The sequence below is a fragment of the Polaribacter sp. OB-PA-B3 genome (genome assembly GCF_054589375.1).
Window position 1 is genome coordinate 10117 of sequence record NZ_BAAIIX010000001.1, and the last position, 25240, is coordinate 35356.

Genomic DNA, 25240 nt, shown 5'->3' on the forward strand with positions numbered 1-25240 from the left:
TTATCTATTTAAATATACCCAACCTGTAATTGGTTTTCTAACACCGTCGTTAAAGTAAATAATGTAGAAATAAGTTCCTGTTGGCACTGGTTTACTATCGTTTAGAGTTAATCTACCCGTAGAGTAACCATCCCACCAATCTGGACTCGTTTTACCATTATTACTATACTCGTACACTTTATTACCCCATCTATTAGATATTTCTAATTTAAAATTAGGATAGTTAGCTAGTGCAGGTATTACAAACGTATCGTTGTTACCGTCTCCATTTGGAGAGAATGCATTCGGAACTAAATCACAATTAGTAACATCCATATGGTCTTGAATCTGATCATTGTCACAATCGAACATATATTCATCGATAGTTAATATTCCATCATTATCATCATCAATATCTTGGAAATCTTTTTTAGTATCTGAATCCGTATTTCTAACGATATAACTTAAAATACCGCTATCATCAAACGTTTCTAAATCGTTAAATAATCCGTTCAATCCAGAACCTGTATCAGAACCATCTATAACTCCATCACTATTAGCGTCTGCTGCTCCAGAACCAGATTCTTCTAAATCTGTTAAATTATCTCCGTCTGAATCTAAATCTAAATGATCTGGAACCCCGTCATTATCTGTATCTAAACTATTATCACCTCCGTTTTCGATAAAATCTGGAATACCATCATTATCATCATCTAAATCTACAGTATCTGGTACGCCATCGCCATCTGTATCATCTGCATCTAAATAATCTGGAATACCATCTAGGTCATCATCATCATTACTTAAATTAGTATCTCCGTTATTATCTTCATCAATTGTGTCAATTCCGTCACCATCATCATCGGTATCTAAATAATTTGGTACACCATCTTTATCGGTATCATCATCTGTAGGATCTCCATTAATTATAGCTACATCTTCATCAGAGGTATCGACTCCATCACCATCATCATCGGTGTCTAAGTAATTTGGTATACCATCTTTATCGGTATCATCATCTGTTGGGTCTCCGTTAACAGATACTACATCTTCGTCTATTGTTTCAATACCATCACCATCATCATCTGTATCCTGAAAATCTGGTTTACCATCTTTATCTGTGTCTATTGGTGTATAATCTATAGTTCCACTTTCTGGTGTTACCTCTACTCCGTCAAATAATCCGTTAGAACCAGAACCTGTATCTGCACCGTCTATTACGCCATCATTATCTGAATCTAAAGCACCATTACCAGCTTCTACAACATCGTTTACACCATCACCATCTGAATCTAAATCTAAATGATCTGGAATTCCATCTTTATCTGTATCTCTAAGTGGATCACCATTTTGTTCTACAGTATCTGGTATACCATCATTGTCATCATCTAAATCAATGTCATTTGGTATTCCATCACCATCTGTATCTCCTTCTACAGTTATTGTTACTGTTTCTGTTTTACATACTGATGGATTAACAGCTGTGTTACAAACTGTATAATCTACTGTTACAGTTGTTCCTTCTTCTCCGGCTAACGGTATATATGTCATCTCACCTGTTAATGGATCGAAACTTATTAATCCCGCTGCTGTTCCTGTTCCTGCATCTGTTATAGTTGTATTTACTCCTGGTAAATAATCATCATTTGCTAAAACATTTACAACTCCTGCAACTCCTTCTACAACTGTTAGTGCATCCGAACCTACTGTTGGCACTAACGGATTTGGATCTGATGTATCTGGATTTCCATCGTTATCATCATCTAAGTCTGTAATATCTGGGTCACCATCGTTATCGTTGTCTAATTGAACTGTAATTGTTACTGTTTCTGTTTTACATACTGATGGATTGACAGCTGTGTTACAAACTGTATAATCTACTGTTACAGTTGTTCCTTCTTCTCCGGCTGCTGACGTATAAGTCATCTCGCCTGTTAATGGATCGAAACTTATTAATCCCGCTGCTGTTCCTGTTCCTGCATCTGTTATAGTTGTATTTGCTCCTGGTAGATAATCATCATTTGCTAAAACATTTACAACTCCTGCAACTCCTTCTACAACTGTTAATGCATCCGAACCTACTGTTGGCACTAACGGATTTGGATCTGATGTATCTGGGTTTCCATCGTTATCATCATCTAAATCTGTAATATCCGGATCTCCATCATTATCATTATCTAATTGAACTGTAATTATAACAGCTGTAGTTTTACAAACTGATGGATTGACAGCTGTGTTACAAACTGTATAATCTACTGTTACAGTTGTTCCTTCTTCTCCGGCTGCTGGCGTATAAGTCATCTCGCCTGTTAATGGATCGAAACTTATTAATCCCGCTGCTGTTCCTGTTCCTGCATCTGTTATGGTTGTATTTGCTCCTGGTAAATAATCATCATTTGCTAAAACATTTACAACTCCTGCAACTCCTTCTACAACTGTTAGTGCGTCCGAACCTACTGTTGGCACTAACGGATTTGGATCTGATGTATCTGGGTTTCCATCGTTATCATCATCTAAATCTGTAATATCCGGATCTCCATCATTATCGTTATCTAATTGAACTGTAATTATAACAGCTGTAGTTTTACATACTGATGGATTAACAGCTGTGTTACAAACTGTATAATCTACTGTTACAGTTGTTCCTTCTTCTCCGGTTGCTGGCGTATAAGTCATCTCGCCTGTTAATGGATCGAAACTTATTAATCCCGCTGCTGTTCCTGTTCCTGCATCTGTTATAGTTGTATTTACTCCTGGTAAATAATCATCATTTGCTAAAACATTTACAACTCCTGCAACTCCTTCTACAACTGTTAATGCATCCGAACCTACTGTTGGAACTAACGGATTTGGATCTGATGTATCTGGGTTTCCATCGTTATCATCATCTAAATCTGTAATATCTGGGTCACCATCGTTATCGTTGTCTAATTGAACTGTAATTGTAACAGCTGTAGTTTTACATACTGATGGATTAACAGCTGTGTTACAAACTGTATAATCTACTGTTACAGTTGTTCCTTCTTCTCCGGCTGCTGACGTATAAGTCATCTCGCCTGTTAATGGATCGAAACTTATTAATCCCGCTGCTGTTCCTGTTCCTGCATCTGTTATAGTTGTATTTGCTCCTGGTAGATAATCATCATTTGCTAAAACATTTACAACTCCTGCAACTCCTTCTACAACTGTTAATGTTTCTGGACTTACTGCTGGTACTAATGGGTTTGGATCTGATGTATCTGGGTTTCCATCGTTATCATCATCTAAGTCTTCACTATCAGGTATTCCGTCATTATCTGTATCTAAAGAATCTAAATAATCTGGTGTACCATCATTATTATCGTCATCATCATTAAAGTTTCCATTATTATTATTGTCTTCATCTTTAGTTAAAACGCCATCATTATCATCATCTTCGTCTAAATAATTAGGTATACCATCATTATCAGAATCATCATCTGTAGGATCTCCGTTACTATTTACAACATCTTCATCTTTAGTATCAATACCGTCGTTGTCATCATCTATATCTTGGAAATCTAAAATTCCATCTTTATCAGAATCTTGAGGATTATCAATTGTTACCCCACTTTCTGGTGTAGTTTCAATTTCATCAAATAATCCGTTAGCTCCAGAATTAGTTTCAGCTCCATCAATTCTTCCATCGTTATCTAAATCTGTTTTTCCAAAACCAGATTCTACCAAATCATTAACTCCATCGCCATCTGAGTCTAAATCTAAATGATCTGGAATACCATCTTTATCTGTATCTCTTAACGGGTTTCCGTTTTGTTCTACTGAATCTGGAATACCATCGTTATCATCATCTAAATCTACACTATCTGGAACACCATCGTTATCATTATCTTTAATTTCTCTGTAATCTACTTCTGGTGTTGATGTATTATCAAGATTTGGTAAATCTATTGCACCATTATCTTGATCGTCGTTTACATCAAATAAAGTACCTACTGTATTATTATCATCATAACTATCTAATAAACCATCTGCATCTGAATCATTATTAACTGTGGCTTTAATAAAACCTGCTTCTTCTGTATCGCTTTCACCATCATTATCAGAATCTAAATCTAAATAATCTGGATTAAAATCTCCTTCTGTATCTACAGGTATTAAACCACTTATTACCGCATTATTATCATAAGCGTCTATTAAACCATCCATATCTGCATCTGCTGTTGCAGAAATTGGCTTAATATAACCAGCTGTAGTTTGTGCTTCTACGTTATCTGGAATTCCGTCGTTATCTGAATCAATATCCTTATCATCTGATATTCCATCACCGTCGCTATCAATACCATCATTTACTGTGAATAACGGGAATGTTCCCGGACCTGAGTTTTCTGAAGTTCCGTTTGTTTGTGATGGTGCGTTTGATGTTGTATTTCCTTCAAACAATCCATTAATTGCACAACCAGAGAATAAAACAGAACCTAGATTCGTATTTGATGATGCTGATAATAATTCTGCTGAGAATCTTATATTAAAAGCAGAAGTATTATAGTATCCAAAGAAAGTTGCTAGCCTTGGTGATACATCTACACCAGCATAGGTATCATCTGGACCTTCAAATGTTACTAAACCTGTTGCAGGGTTATCTGTAACATTTAACAATGTTTCGTTATCTACTGCGTATAAACCAGGTCTAGATAAAATAACAGATTCTCTAGCATTAGCTCCATCTATATCATAAATAACACCACTAAACCTACTAATATTATATAGTGTATTTGTATTATCATTTACTAAAATAACTCTAAAAGCCATTTCTGCTTTATTACCGGTTGGTGTTGGTACAGTATATTCTGGTTGCCAAGCATCTGGATTACCAGTTGTTGAGTTATCAATAGAAATTAATGAAGCGCCTCCTTGAATATCTGTAATTTCTACTATTGCATCTAAAATACCTCCTGTTCCACCAAAACCTGTAACATCTACAACATTTTCAAAACGATATTTAGCTCCTATAGATCCCGAACCAGAAACACCTGTTCCTGCAACATAAGTTGGATTTTGGAAACTAACGTTAGGTAATATACATCTAGGATCGTTTGCTGATGATGAAGGAATATATCCTAATGATTCAACAACATCTACAATACCATCATTATCGTCATCTATATCTATATCATCTGTAATACCATCGCCGTCTGTATCAACTAACACCCCAAAAGTTACTTTATCTCTAAAATCTACTTCTGCAGTACCTGGATCTTGATCATTAGGGAATAATGTAACATCTTGATTGTTGTTTGATGCTGCATTTGGATTTGACAACCCTGATGGGTTTAAATCGAAAGCATCATCTAAACCATCATTATCTGTGTCTACACCTGACGCTGTAATTTCTGCTACATTATCTCCGTTAGTATCATAAGCTTCTACTGTGTCTAAAACACCATCACCGTCTGAGTCTACATCTAAGTAATCTGGCGGATCAATACCATCTGTATTTAATGGGAATCTAATTGGATTACCTGATCCTGGTGCAGTTTCATAAACATCTGCTAAACCATTACCATCAGAATCTATACCTGGTGCAATGTAACCCACTGTAGTTTGCCATTCGATGTTGTCTACAATACCGTCATTATCTGAATCTAAATCTAAATAATTTGGCAATGCATCTGAATCTGCATTTTCTGGATTATTTATTGGTGTTCCTGTAATAGACCCACACGGTGTACAATCTACGTCGTAAGCATCATCGATACCATCTTTATCTGTATCTATACCCGATGGGGCTACATAGGTTAAAGGATTTTGCGCCTCGATGTTATCTATAATTCCGTCTGCATCTGAGTCTAAATCTTTATAATTTGGCACTCCATCGCCGTCTGAATCTAACACTGGTAATGAGTTATTGGCAATTGTATCATCCAATCCATCATTATTAGTGTCTGTAAAATTATCTACTTTACCATCACCATTTGTATCAACTCCGCCTGCTTCTACCAAGTCAGAAATACCATCGTTATCTGAATCTTTATCAAACTGATCTATAATTCCGTCTTTATCTTTATCAAAATTGTCATCAATTCCGTCATTATTTTCATCTAAAGTAATGTTGTCTGGATCTTTATAATCTGGAATTCCATCATTATCTGTATCTGCTAATGGATCATTACCACCGTTTTCTACAGAATCTAATATTCCGTCATTATCATCATCTAAATCTACACTATCGATAATTCCGTCACCATCTGTATCTGGTTGAACTGAAATTGTTACTTGAGCTTCGTTAGATATTAGCCCGTTATTATCTTTTACTGTATAAGTTATATTAGCATCACCTGTAAATTCTAATTCTGGTGTAAAAACTATATTACCTAAATTATCTACAGTATATGTTCCTTCTCCTGGAATAACTAATGGTGTAGCCGAGTCTCCGGTATTACTAACATTATTTGGATCTATTAATGTTATTGTAGCAGCATCTACTGTGCCATCTGTATCTGTATCATTAGCAGTAATTGTTGCTATTGTTACTGGTGTATTCTGAATTGTAGTCTCTGTATCATTAACTGCAACTGGCGCATCGTTTTCTCCTGTAACCGTAATATCTAAAGTAGTTTCACTATTATTATTTCCGTCTGAAACTGTATAAGTAACCTGAGGAACATTACCTGTAAAGTCTAATGCAGGAGTAAAAGTATAACTACCATCAGAATTTATAATTAAATCTCCTTCTGTTAAAGATATTGTATTTCCTGCTGGTGTATCTATACCACCTACAGTAAATTCTAATATGGTTAATGGAGTGCCTTCAACATCATTATCATTATTTAATAATCCGTTTGTAGCATTTACCATTAAAATAGTATCTTCTGGTGTTGTATTAACATCTGCAACTGCATTTGGGGCATCGTTTACAGCTGTAATTGATATTTCAATTATTGCTTCGTTAGAAACTAAACCTTCATTATCTTCTACTGTATAATTAATATTAGCAGTACCGTTAAAGTTTGGCACTGGTGTAAAAACTACATTACCTAAAGTGTCTACAGCATAACTACCAACGCCTGCTATAACTAACGGATTAGATGAATTACCTGTATTTGCGGCATTATTTGGATCTATTAAAATAATAGTAGTTGCATCGATAGCAGCACTATCATCGGTATCGTTACTTGTTATTAAAGATACACTTACTGGTGAATCTTCATTACTTGTATTTCCTAAATCATCTACGGCAACTGGTGCATCATTAACACCTGTTACAGAGATGTCTAATGTACTTGTTGTTGATAATGAACCGTCTGTAACTGTATAAGTAACTTGAGGCACAGATCCTAAGAAATCTGCTGCTGGGTTATAAATATAACTACCGTCTCCGTTTACTGTTATTGCTCCTTCTGGTAAGTTTACTGTTGTACCTGCAGCATAATTTATTCCGTTTATGGTAAACTGAGTTAACGTTAATGGTGTACCGTCTGTATCTGAATCGTTAATTAACAATCCTGCAGAAGCTGCTACACTTAATTGTACGTCTTCTGGCGTAGTATTAGTATCTGCAATTGCAACAGGTGCATCATTTACAGGAGTTACATTTAATGTTAGCGAGCTAGTAGAATTATCTGTAGGTGTACCGTCTGAGATTGTGTAGTTTATTACCGGAACCGAACCATTATAATTTGGTGTTGGTACAAAAGTATAACTACCATCTGCATTAATTGTTATTTGACCCTCTGTAATTGTTACAGTATTTCCTGCCGTATAATTAACGCCATCAATCTGAAAAGAAACTACTGTTAATGTTTCTCCTGGATTAGAATCTGTATCATTATTTAACAATCCGTCTACAGCATCTATTGTTAACGTAACATCTTCTTGAGTAGATTTTGTATCTGGGTTTGCAACTGGTGGTAAGAATGATTTTGGAACTGTTACATTTACAGTTGCAATATCGCATAATCCATTTGCATCACAAACTTGATATTCGAATGAATCTGAACCTTTGTTAAAACCTGGGTTTGGAGTATAAGTTATTGTATTATCTCCGTTAATCACTACAGTTCCATTTACTGGTTGCGTTACTATTGCTGATACGTTTAAGGCGTCTCCGTCTACATCTGTATCATTTGGTAAAACAGCTATAACAACCGCAACTCCTGGATCTGTTGATGTTACATCATTTGTTGCTACAGGCGCATCATTTACAGGCGAAACTGTAATGTCTAATGTTGAATTCGCAGTATTGGCACCATCTGTAATTGTGTAGACAATTTGTGGTAAAGAACCATTAAAATTAGCAATTGGTGTAAATGTATAACTACCATCAGAATTTATTAGCAAACTCCCTTCTGCTATAGAAACCGTGTTTCCTGCAGTGTAAGTTGTACCATTTACTGTAAATGTTGTAACACTTAGAGAACTGTTTTCTGTATCAGAATCATTAGTTAATAATCCGTTTACAGCTGTAACCGTTAACGGCGTGTCTTCATTTGTTGTATTTGTATCTAAAACAGCAATTGGTGCATCATTTATTGGGTTTACAACTATGTCTAGTGTACTAATTACAGAATTTAACCCGTCATTTGCCGTATAAGTTACTTGTGGTACATCTCCATTAAAATTAGAAGCAGGCGTAAACGTATAACTACCGTCTGATTCTATTTGTAAAACACCTTCTGTCAAGCTAATTGGAGCTCCAACAGTTTCTGAATTACCATTAATAGTTAATGCTGTAACAGTTAAAGTATCATTTTCTAAATCTGTATCATTAGATAAAATACCATTTGCTGCCGATACGGTTAATGGAGTATCTTCATTAGTATCATTAGAATCTGCGACCGCAACAGGTGCATCGTTTACTGCAGTTACAGTAATATCTAATGTTCCTGGTACAGTTGCTAAACCATCTGTAACATTATAAGTAATTTCTGGAACCGTACCGTTAAAATTAGACGCTGGTGTAAATGTATAACCTCCGTCTGAAGTAATTTTTAACACTCCTTCTGTAAAAGTTGCCGTTTCACCTGCACCATATGTTGTACCATCTACTACAAAATTTGTAATGCTTAATGGGTCTCCATCTAAATCTGAATCATTTATTAACAATCCGTTTGCTGCAGTTACAATTAACTGCGTGTCTTCTGTTGTTGAGTTAACTTCATCTACAACTACCGGATTATCATTTACTGATGTTACAGTGATTCCGATTGTTGCAACATTTGATGTTAATGGCGTTGTATCGTTATCTTGAATTGTATAATTAATATTTGCTGGCCCGTTAAAGTTATCTGCAGGATCAAAAGTTACATTTCCTAAATTATCAACAGTATAAGTACCAACTCCTGCAATTAATAATGGTGTTGCAGTGTTTCCGGTATTGGTTGCATCATTTGGATCTATTAAAGTAACTGTTGATGGATCTACAGCGTCATCATCTGTATCATTATTACCAATTGTAGCTACTGTAACATCTGTATCTTCTAAGGTTGTTGTTCCTAAATCATTTACTGCAATTGGCGCATCATTTACAGAAGTAACTGTTATATCTAAGGTTCCAGGAACTGTTGCTGAACCATCTGTAACATTATAAGTTACTTGCGGAACTGCTCCATTAAAATTAGTTGCTGGTGTAAAAATATAACTACCATCTGATGAAATTTCTATAGAACCCTCTGTTAAACTTACAGTTTCTCCTGCTGTATAAACATTTCCTCCTACTTCAAAGGTTGCTATACTTAATGGGTCTCCATCTAAATCTGAATCATTTGTTAACAATCCGTTTGTTGCAGTTACAATTAACTGCGTGTCTTCTGTTGTTGAGTTAATTTCATCTACAACTACTGGATTATCATTTACTGATGTTACAGTGATTCCGATTGTTGCAACATTTGATGTTAATGGCGTTGTATCGTTATCTTGAATTGTATAATTAATATTTGCTGGCCCGTTAAAGTTATCTGCTGGATCAAAAGTTACGTTTCCTAAATTATCAACAGTATAAGTACCAACTCCTGCAATTAATAATGGCGTTGCAGTGTTTCCGGTATTGGTTGCATCATTTGGATCTATTAAAGTAACTGTTGATGGATCTACAGCGTCATCATCTGTATCATTATTACCAATTGTAGCTACTGTAACATCTGTATCTTCTAGGGTTGTTGTTCCTAAATCATTTACCGCAATTGGCGCGTCATTTTCTGATGTAACCGTTATATCTAATGTTCCAGGAACTGTTGCTGAACCATCTGTAACATTATAAGTTACTTGCGGAACTGCTCCATTAAAATTAGTTGCTGGTGTAAAAATATAATTACCATCTGATGAAATTTCTATAGAACCCTCTGTTAAACTTACAGTTTCTCCTGCTGTATAAACATTTCCTCCTACTTCAAAGGTTGCAATGCTTAAAGGATCTCCATCTAAATCTGAATCATTTGTTAACAATCCGTTTGCTGTAGTTACAATTAACTGCGTGTCTTCTGTTGTTGAGTTAACTTCATCAACAACTACCGGATTATCATTTACTGATGTTACAGTAATTCCGATTGTTGCAACATTTGATGTTAATGGCGTTGTATCATTATCTTGAATTGTATAATTAATATTTGCTGGCCCGTTAAAGTTATCTGCCGGATCAAAAGTTACATTTCCTAAATTATCAACAGTATAAGTACCAACTCCTGCAATTAATAATGGTGTTGCAAAGTTTCCGGTATTGGTTGCATCATTTGGATCTATTAAAGTAACTGTTGATGGATCTACAGCGTCATCATCTGTATCATTATTACCAATTGTAGCTACTGTAACATCTGTATCTTCTAAGGTTGTTGTTCCTAAATCATTTACTGCAATTGGCGCATCATTTACAGAAGTAACTGTTATATCTAAGGTACTTGTTACTGTATCTATTGTACCATCTGTAATTGTATAAGTTACTTGTGGTAAATTTGCAGTAGAATCTGATGCAGGCACAAACACATAACTACCATCTGCATTAATAGTTATAGAACCTTCTGTTACGTTTGCAGTATTACCTGCCACAAAAGTAGTTCCACCAATTTCAAATTCTTTTACAGAAAGTAAGTCTCCATCAATATCTGTATCATTATCTAATATTCCGTTTGCAGCATTTACTGTTAACGTAGTATCTTCTAAAGTAGTTTCATTATCTGGATTTGCTATCGGAGCATCATTAATAGGATTAACAGTTATATCTAAAGTACTAGTTGCGTTTGGCGTACCTGTACCATCTGTAATTGTATACGTTACTTGTGGTACTGCGCCATTAAAATTAGTTGCTGGTTCAAAAGTATAACCACCACCTGCATTAATTGTTAAATTACCTTGTGGTAAATTAGCTGTACTTCCTGCTGCATAATTAGCACCTCCTGCAGTAAACTGTGTTACTGTAATAGCATCTAAATTTGCATCCGTATCATTTTTAATTAAACTTTTTGCATCAGCATCTGCTACAACTACATCTACTTCTTCATCTGTTTGATTTGTATCTGGATTTGCTACCGGAGAAAATGCAGATTGTGGCACAGCAATTGTAACTACAGCCGTATCAGTTCCTCCATTTCCATCAGAAATTTCATAAGTAAACGTATCTGTACCGTTGTTAAATCCTGGTTGAGGTGTATATGTAATTACATCATCTGATGTATCTGCAGGAGTTCCGTTATCAAAAATTATAGCAGTACCTTTTGTTGGTGCTACAGTAATATTACTAATTGATAAAGTATCTCCATCTAGATCAGAATCATTTGTTAATACCGGAATATTTACTGTAACATTTGGATCTGTAGAAGAGGTATCATTTAACGCTACCGGATTATCATTTACAGGCGATACAGTAATTTTTAATGTACTGTTTGCTGTATTTACACCATCTGTAGCTGTGTAAGTTATAGTAGGTACAGCTCCGTTAAAGTTTAATGCTGGCACATAATTATAACTACCGTCTGTATTTAACGTTATTGTTCCTGATGGAATTGTAGCAGTTTGTCCCGCTGTATACGATGTTCCAGAAACTGTAAATTTACTTACAGATAAACTATCTCCATCAATATCAGAATCATTATTTAATACTCCGTTTGCTGCATTTACATTTAAAGCTACATCTTCTGATGTTGTATCTGTATCTGCAATTAATGTTGGTGTATCATTTGTTGGATTAACAGTAATAATTAATGTAGATGTTGCAGAATCTGTTCCGTCTGAAACTGTATAAGTTGCAGTTTGCACAACTCCGTTAAAGTTTGATGTTGGTACAAATGTATAACTACCATCTGTATTAATTGTTAAATCTCCTTCTGAAACAGAAACTGAGTTTCCTGCTACAACAGTAGTACCGCCAATTTCAAATTGAGTAACCGTAATTAAGTTTCCATCAATATCAGAATCATTTGCAAGAACACCATTTGTTGCTGTAACGTTTAAAGTTACATCTTCGTTAGTTGCCTTGGTGTCGGCTACAGCTGTTGGCGCATCATTTATAGGATTTATAGACAATGTTAACGTACTATTTGCTGTATTAGATCCGTCTGAAACTGTATAATTAACAACTGGTACAGCACCATTATAATTTAATGCTGGTGTAAAATCATAACTTCCGTCTCCATTAATTTTTAAAACTCCTTCTGTTATTGTTGCAGTTGCACCTGCTGTATAAACTGTACCATTTACAGTAAATTGAGTTACTGTTATAGCATCACCTTCTGGATCAGAATCGTTATTCAATAATCCGTTTGCAGCATTTACATTAATTGCTACATCTTCATCTGTTGAATTAGTATCTGTATTTGCTATTGGCGAATCATTTACTGCTGTAACGTTAATATCTAATGTTGTAAATGCTGTTAGAACACCGTCTGTAATTGTATAAGTTACTTGTGGTGCTGCTCCGTTAAAGTTACTAGCTGGCACGTATGTATAACTTCCATCAGAATTTAATTTGATTGTTCCTGCTGATGTAGTTGCAGTCTCGCCAGCTAAATATGAGGTAGATTCTACTACAAAACCTGTAACATTAATAACATCTCCATCTAAATCTGAGTCATTTTTAAGTACTCCGTCTGCTGGTATAACATTTAATGCAACATCTTCTGTGGTCGAATTTGTATCTAAAACTGCAGTTGGTGCATCATTTGTTGCATTTACTGTTAAAGTTAATGTACTGTTTGCAGTATGCTCACCATCTGAAATCGTATAGTTTACAACAGGAACAGCTCCGTTATAATTTAGTGCAGGCGCAAAACTATAACTACCATCTGTATTAACTTGAATGTCTCCTTCTGTTATACTCGCTAAAGTTCCTGCAGTATATTCTGTACCACCAATTGTAAATTTAGTTACAGTAATTGGGTCATTTTCTGGATCAGAATCATTATTTAACAATCCGTTTGCTGCAGTAACATTTAATGTAACATCTTCATTGGTTGCATTGGTATCTACATTTGCAGTTGGTGAATCGTTAAAAGGAGTAACATTTATATTTAAAGTTGATGTTGAAGTATCATTGCCATCTGTAGCCGTATAAGTTACTGTAGGTACTACACCATTAAAGTTAGTTGCTGGTGTATAGACATAACTACCATCTGCATTTAATCTTAAGCTTCCTTCTGTTAAATTAGCTGTATTTCCTGGGGTGTAATTTGTACCACTAACAGTAAATTGTGTTACGGTTAAACTATTATTTTCTTTATCAGTATCGTTACTTAAAACTCCGTTTATTGCTGATACGTTTAATTGAATATCTTCTTGTGTACTATTTGTATCTGCTACTAAATCTGGTGCATCATTAACCGGTGTAACCTCTATTTTTAATGTTGTGTTAGATGTATTTGTACCATCGGAAACTGTGTAAGTAACTGTAGAAGCTTGTCCGTTAAAATCTGGTGCTGGAGTATACTCATAACTACCATCTGAATTTAATTTAATTGAGCCCTCTGTAAAGTTTGCTGTTTCACCAGCAGTATATGTTGTACCTGCAACAGAAAATTTCGTTAAAGTTAATGGGTCTGCATCAATATCAGAATCATTATTTAATACTCCGTTTACTGCATTTACGGTTAATACCACATCTTCTGCCGTGGTATCTGTATCTAAAACTGCTGTTGGAGCATCATTTACAGGAGTTACAGTAATATTTAGTGTACTTGTAGCTGTTAATGCGCCGTCTGAAATTGTATAAGTTATTTCTGGTACGTTACCATTAAAGTTAAGTGCAGGTAAGAAAGTATAACTACCATTTGCATTTAATTTTAAAGTTCCTTCGGTTAAAACAATGTCTTCTCCAACATTTTTAGGTGTACCGTTTATAGAAATTGCTGTTACAGAAATAGCATCACCATCAACATCAGAATCATTATTTAAAACTCCATTTACTGCCGTTACAGATAACAAAGTGTCTTCTAAAGTAGAATTTACATCTAGATTTGCAACTGGTCTATCATTAATAGGGTTTACTGTAATATCTAATGTGGATGTAGTTGTTGTCGATCCATCCGAAAGTGTGTAAGTAACTTGCGGAAAACTTCCATTAAAATTTGTAGCTGGTGTTAATGTATAACTACCATCAGAATTAACTACTAGGTCACCTTCTGTAATAGAAGCTGTATTACCAGCTAAGTAGGTTGTTCCTGCTATAGAAATCTGTGTTACCGTTAATAGATTTCCATCAACATCAGAATCATTACTTAAAACACCATTCGTAGCATTTACATTTAGTGTATTTCCTTCATCAACAGAATTTACATCGGCTGTTGCTACAGGAACATCATTTGTTCCGTTAATAGTAATACCAATTGTTGCTTGATTTGCAGAAACTAAACCTTCATTATCTCTAATTGTGTATTTAATATTTGCATTACCATTAAAATTGGCTACCGGAGAAAACAAGACATCTCCGTTGTTATTAACTGTATAAGTACCCACGTTTGCAATTATTAATGCCTTAGTAGAATCTCCAAAATTAGAAGCGTTACTTGGGTCTATAAGTCTTATTGTTGATGGATCTACAGAACCATCATCTGTATCATTCGCACCAATTGCTGTTACAGTAATTGGATTATCTTCATTTCCAGAATTTCCTAAATTATCTACTGCTACCGGAGGATCGTTTACTGGTATTACAGTAATATTTAATGTAGCATCTTCATCTACAGTACCGTCTGTTAATGTATAAGTAACTTCTGGGAAGCTTCCATTAAAATCTGTAGCTGGTGAAAAAGTATAACTACCATCACTTAAAATCGTTAAAGTACCTTCGGTAATTGTTACAGTAGTTCCTGCAGAATTAACTGTTCCATCAACTTCAAATTCTTTTACTGAAATTGCATCTCCATCTAAATCAGAATCGTTATCTAAAACTCCATTTGCAGCCGTTACATTTAAAACTGTATCTTCATTTGTACTGTTGGTATCGTTTTCTGCAACAGGATTATCGTTTACTGGTGTAACTTCTATATCTAAAGTACTAGATGCATCAGTAGTTAAGCCAGAGTTATCTGTAACTACATATGTTACTTGAGGTATGTCTCCGTTATAATTTAATGCTGGTATAAATTCATAACTTCCGTCTGCATTAATTTTCAAAGAACCTACTGCTGGAATAACAGATGTTTCGCCTGCTAATTTAGAACCAGGAATACCATCTACAGAAAAACTCACAACGGATAAAGTGTCTAAGTTACCGTCGGTATCATTCTTTAAAACTCCGTTTACAGCTGCAACTGTTAATGTAACATCTTCTAGAGTAGAATTTGAATCTGGATTGGCCACTGGCGGGAATGGTGAAATAGGTACTGTTACATTTACAACTGCTGTATCTGTGCCTCCATTTCCATCTGATATTTCATATGTAAAACTATCAGATCCATTATTAAATCCTGCATTTGGTGTATATTTTATTGTACCATTAGGATTTATACTTGCTGTTCCGTTAGCTGGCTGAACCGTAATACTACTTACTGAAATTGTGTCTCCGTCTAAATCATTGTCATTTGATAAGACTGGAATATCTATCGCAACACCAGGATCTGTACCTGCTGAATCAGTATTAGCTACTGGCGCATCATTTACTGGGGTTACTGTTATATTTAACGTGCTATTGGCTGTGTTTGCTCCGTCACTTACCGTATAAGTTACTTGTGGTACATTTCCGTTGTAATCTGTTAATGGTACAAAACTATAACTACCATCTGAATTTACTGTCAACGTTCCTACATTTGGTATTGCTCTTACTCCTGGTGATCCGGCTGATACCGGAACCGCTGTTCCGCCAACTACATATTGTGTAACTGTTAACGTGTCTCCATCAATATCTGTATCGTTATCATCTATTAACCCGTTTGCTTTTGCTACTGTTAATGTTACATCTTCATTTACTGTGGCAACATCTGGATTTGCTACTGGCGCATCATTTACTGGTGTAACTGTAATATTCTCATCCGCAGTGGCTGTTTGTCCGTTACCATCATTTATTACATAAGCAAATGTTGATAATCCATTAAAATTAGCATCACCTTTAAAACTAATTGCTCCTGCTGCTGAAACTGTTACGGTTCCATCTGGAACTGTAATAGTTTGTGCTGTTCCTGGTGTTAATGTTATTCCGTTGATACTTGTAATTGAAATCGTATCTCCATCAACATCACTATCTCCTGTTAATGGTAATAAGGTTACAGCTGTATCTTCGTTTGTTGTATATGTATCATCAACAGCTACTGGCGCATCATTTACTGGGGTTACTGTTATATTTAATGTGCTATTGGCTGTATTTGTTCCATCACTTACCGTATAAGTTACTTGTGGTACATTTCCGTTGTAATCTGTTAATGGTACAAAACTATAACTACCATCTGAATTTACTGTCAACGTTCCTACATTTGGTATTGCTCTTACTCCTGGTGATCCGGCTGATACCGAAACTGCTGTTCCGCCAACTACATATTGTGTAACTGTTAACGTGTCTCCATCAATATCTGTATCGTTATCATCTATTAACCCGTTTGCTTTTGCTACTGTTAATGTTACATCTTCATTTACTGTGGCAACATCTGGATTTGCTACTGGCGCATCATTTACTGGTGTAACTGTAATATTCTCATCCGCAGTGGCTGTTTGTCCGTTACCATCATTTATTACATAAGCAAATGTTGATAATCCATTAAAATTAGCATCACCTTTAAAACTAATTGCTCCTGCTGCTGAAACTGTTACGGTTCCATCTGGAACTGTAATAGTTTGTGCTGTTCCAGGTGTTAATGTTATTCCGTTGATACTTGTAATTGAAATCGTATCTCCGTCTACATCACTATCTCCTGTTAATGGTAATAAGGTTACAGCTGTATCTTCGTTTGTTGTATATGTATCATCAACAGCTACTGGCGCATCATTTACTGGGGTTACTGTTATGTTTAACGTGCTATTGGCTGTATTTGTTCCATCACTTACCGTATATGTTACTTGTGGTACATTTCCGTTGTAATCTGTTAATGGTACAAAACTATAACTACCATCTGAATTTACTGTCAACGTTCCTACATTTGGTATTGCTCTTACTCCTGGTGATCCTGCTGATACCGAAACTGCTGTTCCGCCAACTACATATTGTGTAATTGTTAACGTGTCTCCATCAATATCTGTATCATTATCATCTATTAATCCGTCTGCTTTTGCTACTGTTAATGTTACATCTTCATTTACTGTGGCAACATCTGGATTGGCTACTGGCGCATCATTTACTGCATCAATTGTTATAATCTCGTTTGCAGTGGCTGTTTGTCCGTTACCATCATTTATTACATAAGCAAATGTTGAGGTTCCGTTGTAATTCGCATCTCCTTTAAAACTAATCGCTCCTGCTGCTGAAACTGTTACGGTTCCATCTGGAACTGTAATAGTTTGTGCTGTTCCAGGTGTTAATGTTGTTCCGTTGATACTTGTAATTGAAATCGTATCTCCATCAACATCACTATCTCCTGTTAATGGTAATAAGGTTACAGCTGTATCTTCATTTGTTATATATGTATCATCAACAGCTACAGGCGCATCATTTACTGGGGTTACTGTTATATTTAACGTGCTATTGGCTGTATTTGTTCCATCACTTACCGTATAAGTTACTTGTGGTACATTTCCGTTGTAATCTGTTAATGGTACAAAACTATAACTACCATCTGAATTTACTGTCAACGTTCCTACATTTGGTATTGCTCTTACTCCTGGTGATCCTGCTGATACCGAAACTGCTGTTCCGCCAACTACATATTGTGTAACTGTTAACGTGTCTCCATCAATATCTGTATCGTTATCATCTATTAACCCGTTTGCTTTTGCTACTGTTAATGTTACATCTTCATTTACTGTGGCAACATCTGGATTTGCTACTGGCGCATCATTTACTGGTGTAACTGTAATATTCTCATCCGCAGTGGCTGTTTGTCCGTTACCATCATTTATTACATAAGCAAATGTTGATAATCCATTAAAATTAGCATCACCTTTAAAACTAATTGCTCCTGCTGCTGAAACTGTTACGGTTCCATCTGGAACTGTAATAGTTTGTGCTGTTCCTGGTGTTAATGTTGTTCCGTTGATACTTGTAATTGAAATCGTATCTCCATCAACATCACTATCTCCTGTTAATGGTAATAAGGTTACAGCTGTATCTTCATTTGTTGTATATGTATCATCAACAGCTACAGGCGCATCATTTACTGGGGTTACTGTTATATTTAACGTGCTATTGGCTGTATTTGTTCCATCACTTACCGTATAAGTTACTTGTGGTACATTTCCGTTGTAATCTGTTAATGGTACAAAACTATAACTACCATCTGAATTTACTGTCAACGTTCCTACATTTGGTATTGCTCTTACTCCTGGTGATCCGGCTGATACCGGAACCGCTGTTCCGCCAACTACATATTGTGTAATTGTTAAAGGATTCGCATCTACATCAGAATCATTATTTAATAAACCATTTATTGCATTTACATTTATTGTAACATCTTCCTCTTCAGTTGCCGAATCTGGATTGGCTACTGGCGCATCATTTACTGGTGTAACTGTAATATCTAAAGTTGCCTGATTAGATACTAAATTGTCATCGTCTTCTACAGTATATAAAATATCTGCAGATCCGTTAAAGTTTTCTAAAGGAACAAAAGTTACTGTTCCTGAAGCATTTACAGAATATGTACCAACATTTGCAATTACTAAAGGATTTCCATTAGAACCTGTATTTGTTGCATTATTTGGATCAATTAAAATAACAGTCGAAGCATCTACTGTACCGTCTACGTCTGTATCATTTGCTGCAATTGTTGTTAAAGTTTGTGTAGCACCTTCTAAACCAGAAGAACTATCATTATTAGCTATTGGTGCATCATTTACATCTGTAACTGTAATTCCTATTACGGCCTCATTAGAAACATTATTATTACTATCATTAACAGTATAATTAATATTTGCTGCACCATTATAATTTAAAACTGGTGTAAATTTTACATTTCCTAAAGGATCAACCTCATAAGAACCAACATTAGTTATAATTAAAGGTGTACCTGTTGAACCTGTATTTGATGTATTATTTGGATCTATCAATATTACTGTTGATGGATCTGGAGTTGTATCTTCTACATCTGTGTCATTACCAACAATTGTTGTAATTGTTATAACTGTATCTTCATTAGTTGTATTATTTAAATCATCTACAGCAACCGGTGGATTATTATTTACCGTTAATGTTGCTGGTGGTGTTGATGGTGTTTCACAACTATAATCTGATTTAGAAACAATTACTTGATATTGGTAATTATTTTCTGTTGTAGATAAGTTAGATATAGTTAATGTATTTGTTGTAGCTCCTGCATACTTACCACCGTTTATAATATTTGTAAAAGTAGCACCGCCATCTGTACTTTCTTGCCATTGAAAAACATTTCCTGTTGATGTTACTTCAAATGATACACTACCTTGTATAAAACCAGTTTGATCTTGTGGTTGTTGACTTATTACAACAGGTGTACCTGCTGTAGTAACATTTGCATTAGTACCTGTATATGAAGTAGCTGCACCTGAAACTGTACCATCTGTTGCATAACCAGTTCCTGCTACCTCCCCTGATTTTGTAGTACTTTCTAAATGACCAGCTTCTCTTACATCTGGACATGAATCGTTATCTGAATCTGTATCTTGATGATCTGGAATTCCGTCTAAATCTGTATCAAAATTGTCATTAATTCCGTCTGAATTTGAATCTACAAACCCTGCATAATTAGCGTCTTTGTAATTAGGGGTACCATCATTATCTGCATCTAAATCTGGATTTGTATTGTCTGGTGTTTCTGCTGTGTCTAAAATACCATCATTATCGTCATCTAAATCTAATGCATCTGCAACACCATCATTATCTGCATCTAATATATCTCTATAATCTACATCTCCTCCAGAATTTACGTCTCCATCTTCATCTGCAAAATCTGTTTTAGGGTCATTATAAATACCATTAACATCATCATAACCATCGACAGTTTCAGAATTATTTTCTAATCCATTTGTTCCTGTTGTACCATTGGTTCTACCATCTCCGTCTGTATCTAATGCTGCGTTACCAACTTCAACAATATCCTTTATAGTGTCATTATCAGAATCTACATCTAAATAATCTGGTGTACCATCATTATCAGTATCAACAGGTGCTATAGCTGTTCCAACTCCGTTTGTAGAATCATAAGCATCATTTAATCCATCTTCATCGGTATCGTTAGCTGCTGGTAAAATGTAACCTAATGTGGTTTGTGCTTCTACATTATCTGGTATAGAATCATCGTCTGAATCTAAATCTAAATAGTTTGGTAAACTATCTCCGTCTGTATTAGGTATTGTTAATTTTTTACCAGGATTTAGAGCTGTATCTGCGTTACCATCTCTATCATCATAAGGATCTATAGCATCTGCAAGTCCATCTGAATCTACATCATTTGCAATACCTGCACCATATTTACCATCTCCATCAGGATCTATACCACCACCTTCTATAGCATCTACAATTCCATCATTATCAGAATCTAAATCTACAAAATTAGGATTGTCTGCTCCTGCAGTATTCGGAATTGTTAAATTTGAAGTTTCACTAGTTCCTGTAGTTACAGTGTCTGGTGAAACTGCCAAAGGAATACCTTTAGAGTTTACTTCTGTATTGTCTAAAACACCTGTTCCTGGTTGCCCATTTCCGTCTGGATCATCAGTTCCACCTGCTTCAATATAATCTGTAATACCATCATTATCAGAATCTAAATCAAAATAATTTGGTATTCCGTCTCCATCTTTATCTGATGGATTTGTTCTTGGATCATTATCTCCATCTTCATTAAAATCTTCATCTGTATCTAAAATTCCATCATTATCATCATCTAAATCTACAATATCATTTATTCCATCACCATCATTATCTTGAGTAGATGATTCTCTCCAATCTCTGTTTCCTCCTGCCGGATCATTATCTGGGTGGGTAGCTGGAGTTTGTAATCCGTTTGTAGAATTGTTTGCTGTACTTGTGCCAGAAACATTTTCAAAAATATCTGCTAATCCATCACCATCTGAATCTACAAAATTTGCTGGATCTATAATTCCATTTCCGTCTGTATCTAAAACAGCATCTATAGAATTATCTATGTTATTTTCAGAAATATCAAATATTCCATCATTTTCAGAATCTGTATCTGCGTAATCTGGTGCAGAACCACCATCTGTGTTTGTGTATCCAATACCTACACCACCATTATCTACGTCATAAGCATTATCTATACCGTCATTATCTGTATCTACTCCAGAAGGTGCAACATATGTTGTAGTTGATTGACCTTCTATATTATCAATAATCCCATCATTATCAATATCTATATCTAAATAATTTTTTACACCATCGCCATCTCTATCTTGATTAAAACCAAAACCTCCTAAAATATTATCACCTGAGTCTGGGTCATTTGTGTCTGCTAATCCATCTGCATCTGCATCTGCTGGTATTCCGGTACCAACAATACCATTATTATCGCCATCTGTTACTTGAAAATTACCTTCGAAAGTATCTGGTAAACCATCGCCATCTGAATCTAAATCTAAATAATTTGGAATTGTATCTGTATCAGAGTTTAAAAATGTAGGAAAGTTTACTTCGTTATCAATTGTATCGTGCCAACCATTGTTATCATTATCTACAAAACCGTCTACAATACCGTCATTTGTAATATCATTATAAGTTGCATTGTTAGAAAATGCTTCTTCTGTATCTGAAATACCGTCGTTATCTGAATCTCTATCTAAAAAGTTGAATAAATTTGCATTAATATCTGATGCAGCATCTGTATTTATTGGGTTATTGGCTGCAACACCACTTTCTGCTGCTGTTTCTAAACCATCTGCAAAACCATTTGCTCCAACGCTTACTGCTGCTGCGTCTGCAATACCATCATTATTAGTATCTGCATAACCTGCTTCTAAAACATCTGGTATAGCATCGTTGTCTGAATCTAAATCTAGATGATTTGGTATTCCGTCACCATCAAAATCAAATCCTGCAGCAATACCATTACCATCTAATGTCCCAGAATCTGCGTCTAAATAATTAGGTGTACCATCATTATCTGCATCAGCAGTTGGATCTGTTCCTAATCCTTCAACTATATCTAAAATTCCGTCATTATCAGAATCTAAATCTACTATATCTGCAACACCATCATTATCGGAATCTACATTTATTGTAATTGTTAATGTTGATGATGCTGTTCCTGGTGTTCCAGGATTATTGTCTGTAATATTGTATGTTGTAACAGGTACTGGCCCAAAGTAATTTGCTACTGGAACAAATTCGTAACTACCGTCTGCATTAATTTGCAAAGTACCAACTCCTGTAATGGTTGCAGTTTGTCCTGCATTATAATTTGTTGCATCACCAGCAACTGTAAAAGTTGTTACATTTAAAGTTGTTCCTGCATCAACGTCAGAATCGTTGTTTAAAACTCCGTTGGCAGCATTAACCGTTAATGTTGTGTTTTCTGTAGTTGAATTTACATCTGCAACTGCCTCCGGAACATCATTTACTGCAGTTATAGAAATATCTAGTAAAGCCTCATTAGATGCAAAACCACTATCATCATTTATTGTATAGTTGATGTCTGCATCTCCATTAAAATTTGCTTCTGGAGTAAAGATTACATTACCCGCAGCATCTACAGTGTATGTTCCTTTACCAGTAATTACTAAAGGAGTTCCTGTTTTTCCTGTATTTCCAGCATCTGCCGGATCTATTAAAATTATTGTTGATGGTACTACATTACCATCTTCATCTGTATCATTATTACCAATAGTTGCAATGTTTACCGGATTGTCTTCTAATGCAGTACCCGCATCTGAATTTGCCACTGGTAAATCGTTTATTGGTGTAATTGTAATATCTGCAGTACCTGTTACTGGCGCCGCTATTCCGTCTGAAACCGTATAGGTAAATTCCCCTGGATCTGCTACTCCGTCATAAGCAGTTGGTGCATCGTATATTAAACCTTCTACTTCTGCTGCAGTTAAAGTGGAATTATTTGCAACAATATCTCCATTAGCTTTTTTTACAACACCTAAATCTGGTAAACCGGTAACAGTTATTGTAATTGTATTAGCATCTGGATCTGTGGGTGCGGTTAAACCTAATGATGTACCCGTACTTTCTTCAGCAACAGTAATTGCGTTGCTACTGGCTACTGGCGGATCATTTGTAAAAACAGTTAATGTACCAGCATCTGAAATTGTAGGACAAGCATAAGTAGATTTAGAAACAACTACCCTGTATTTGTAATTATTCTGCGCACTTGTTACACCTGTAATAACTAATGTATTTGTAGTTGTACCAGCATAAACACCTCCATCTAAAACAGTATTGTAAACTGTACCACCATCTGTACTAATTTCCCATTGAAAAATTGTACCATCTGTAGTTACCGTAAAAGTAGTGTTTTCTCCAACTAAAACATTTCTGTTTGGTGGCTGAGCAGTTATAGAAGCTGCTGTTCCTGCCGTAGAAACATTAGTATTTGTACCTGTATATGCCGTTGTAAAACCTGTAACTCTACCATTTGTTGTATTGTATCCTGTACCCTGAACTTCTCCTGGCATTGATGAACTTTCTGTATGACCAGCTTCTAACACATCGTTACAACCATCTCCATCTGCATCTGTATCAAATTGATCTATATTTCCATCTAAATCTACATCGTATCTATCGTCTATGTTATCAGAATTTGAATCTACAAAACCAGAAATTGCAGGATCTTGGTAATCTAAAACTCCGTTATCATTTGTATCAACTATTGGATCTCCGCTTGTTGCATTTTCTGCGGTATCTAAAATTCCGTCATTATCGTCATCTAAATCACAACCATCTGCAACGCCATCATTGTCATTATCTAAATTGTCATCAAAACCATTACATTCATCTACAGAATCTAAAACTCCGTCTCCATCTGAATCTCCATCTACAACTACAATAATTTGTGCAGTTTCACAATTATTAGTATTTGAAATATCACAAATTTTGTAAGTTAAAGTATAGCTACCTGTTGCTGAGTTTGCTGGCACATTTACTATACCGTTTGCATTAATTGTAGCACCTGTTAAACCATCTAAGTCCACTAATGAAACAGTAACATTAGTTGAGGTTGCTGTTGCACCATCTATAGTGTCATTTGTAAAAACATTACCAGCAGTTCCGCCAGTAATACCATTTACAGCTGTTGCAGAAAAATCATCGTTTGTAGCAACTATGTTTGATATAGCAAATACAGAAGCAAATGAAATATCATCTTCATGAACATTTTCTGTATGGGTTGCCGTTTCTGCCGTAGTAATTTCTGTACTTGTAACGCTAAATATATTATCTACTTTAGTTGCTGTAATATCTGCTGCAGTAATTGTGTAAGAACCTGTGTACACCCAGCTCTCATCTGCATCTAAAATACTATTGTTATTTACATCTCCGCTATTTAATGTCATAGCGATTCCTTTAGAGCTTGAAATCGCTACATTATTTAAAGGAATTGCACCAGAGTTATATACCGCAACGCTATAATTAATTATGTCTCCAGCATTTTTACTTCCGTCTGGTGTTGTAGCATTTGGCACAATTGTTATCGCTTGAGCAAAACTTGCACTAATTGAAATAAACAAGAATATTATGAGCAGAAAAAACTGCCTAGTCTTTATACTAAATTTATTTTTGAAGTTGAAA

The 25240-nt window shown here is 35.3% G+C and carries 1 protein-coding gene; it reads right to left on the reverse strand.

Features of this window, described 5'->3' with window-relative positions; translation table 11 throughout:
* A complete protein-coding gene (locus ACYPV9_RS00045) occupies positions 1 to 25179 on the reverse strand; it encodes a tandem-95 repeat protein (protein WP_459741178.1) in 25179 nt (8392 codons plus the stop codon).
* Positions 25180 to 25240: the final 61 nt, after the last annotated feature.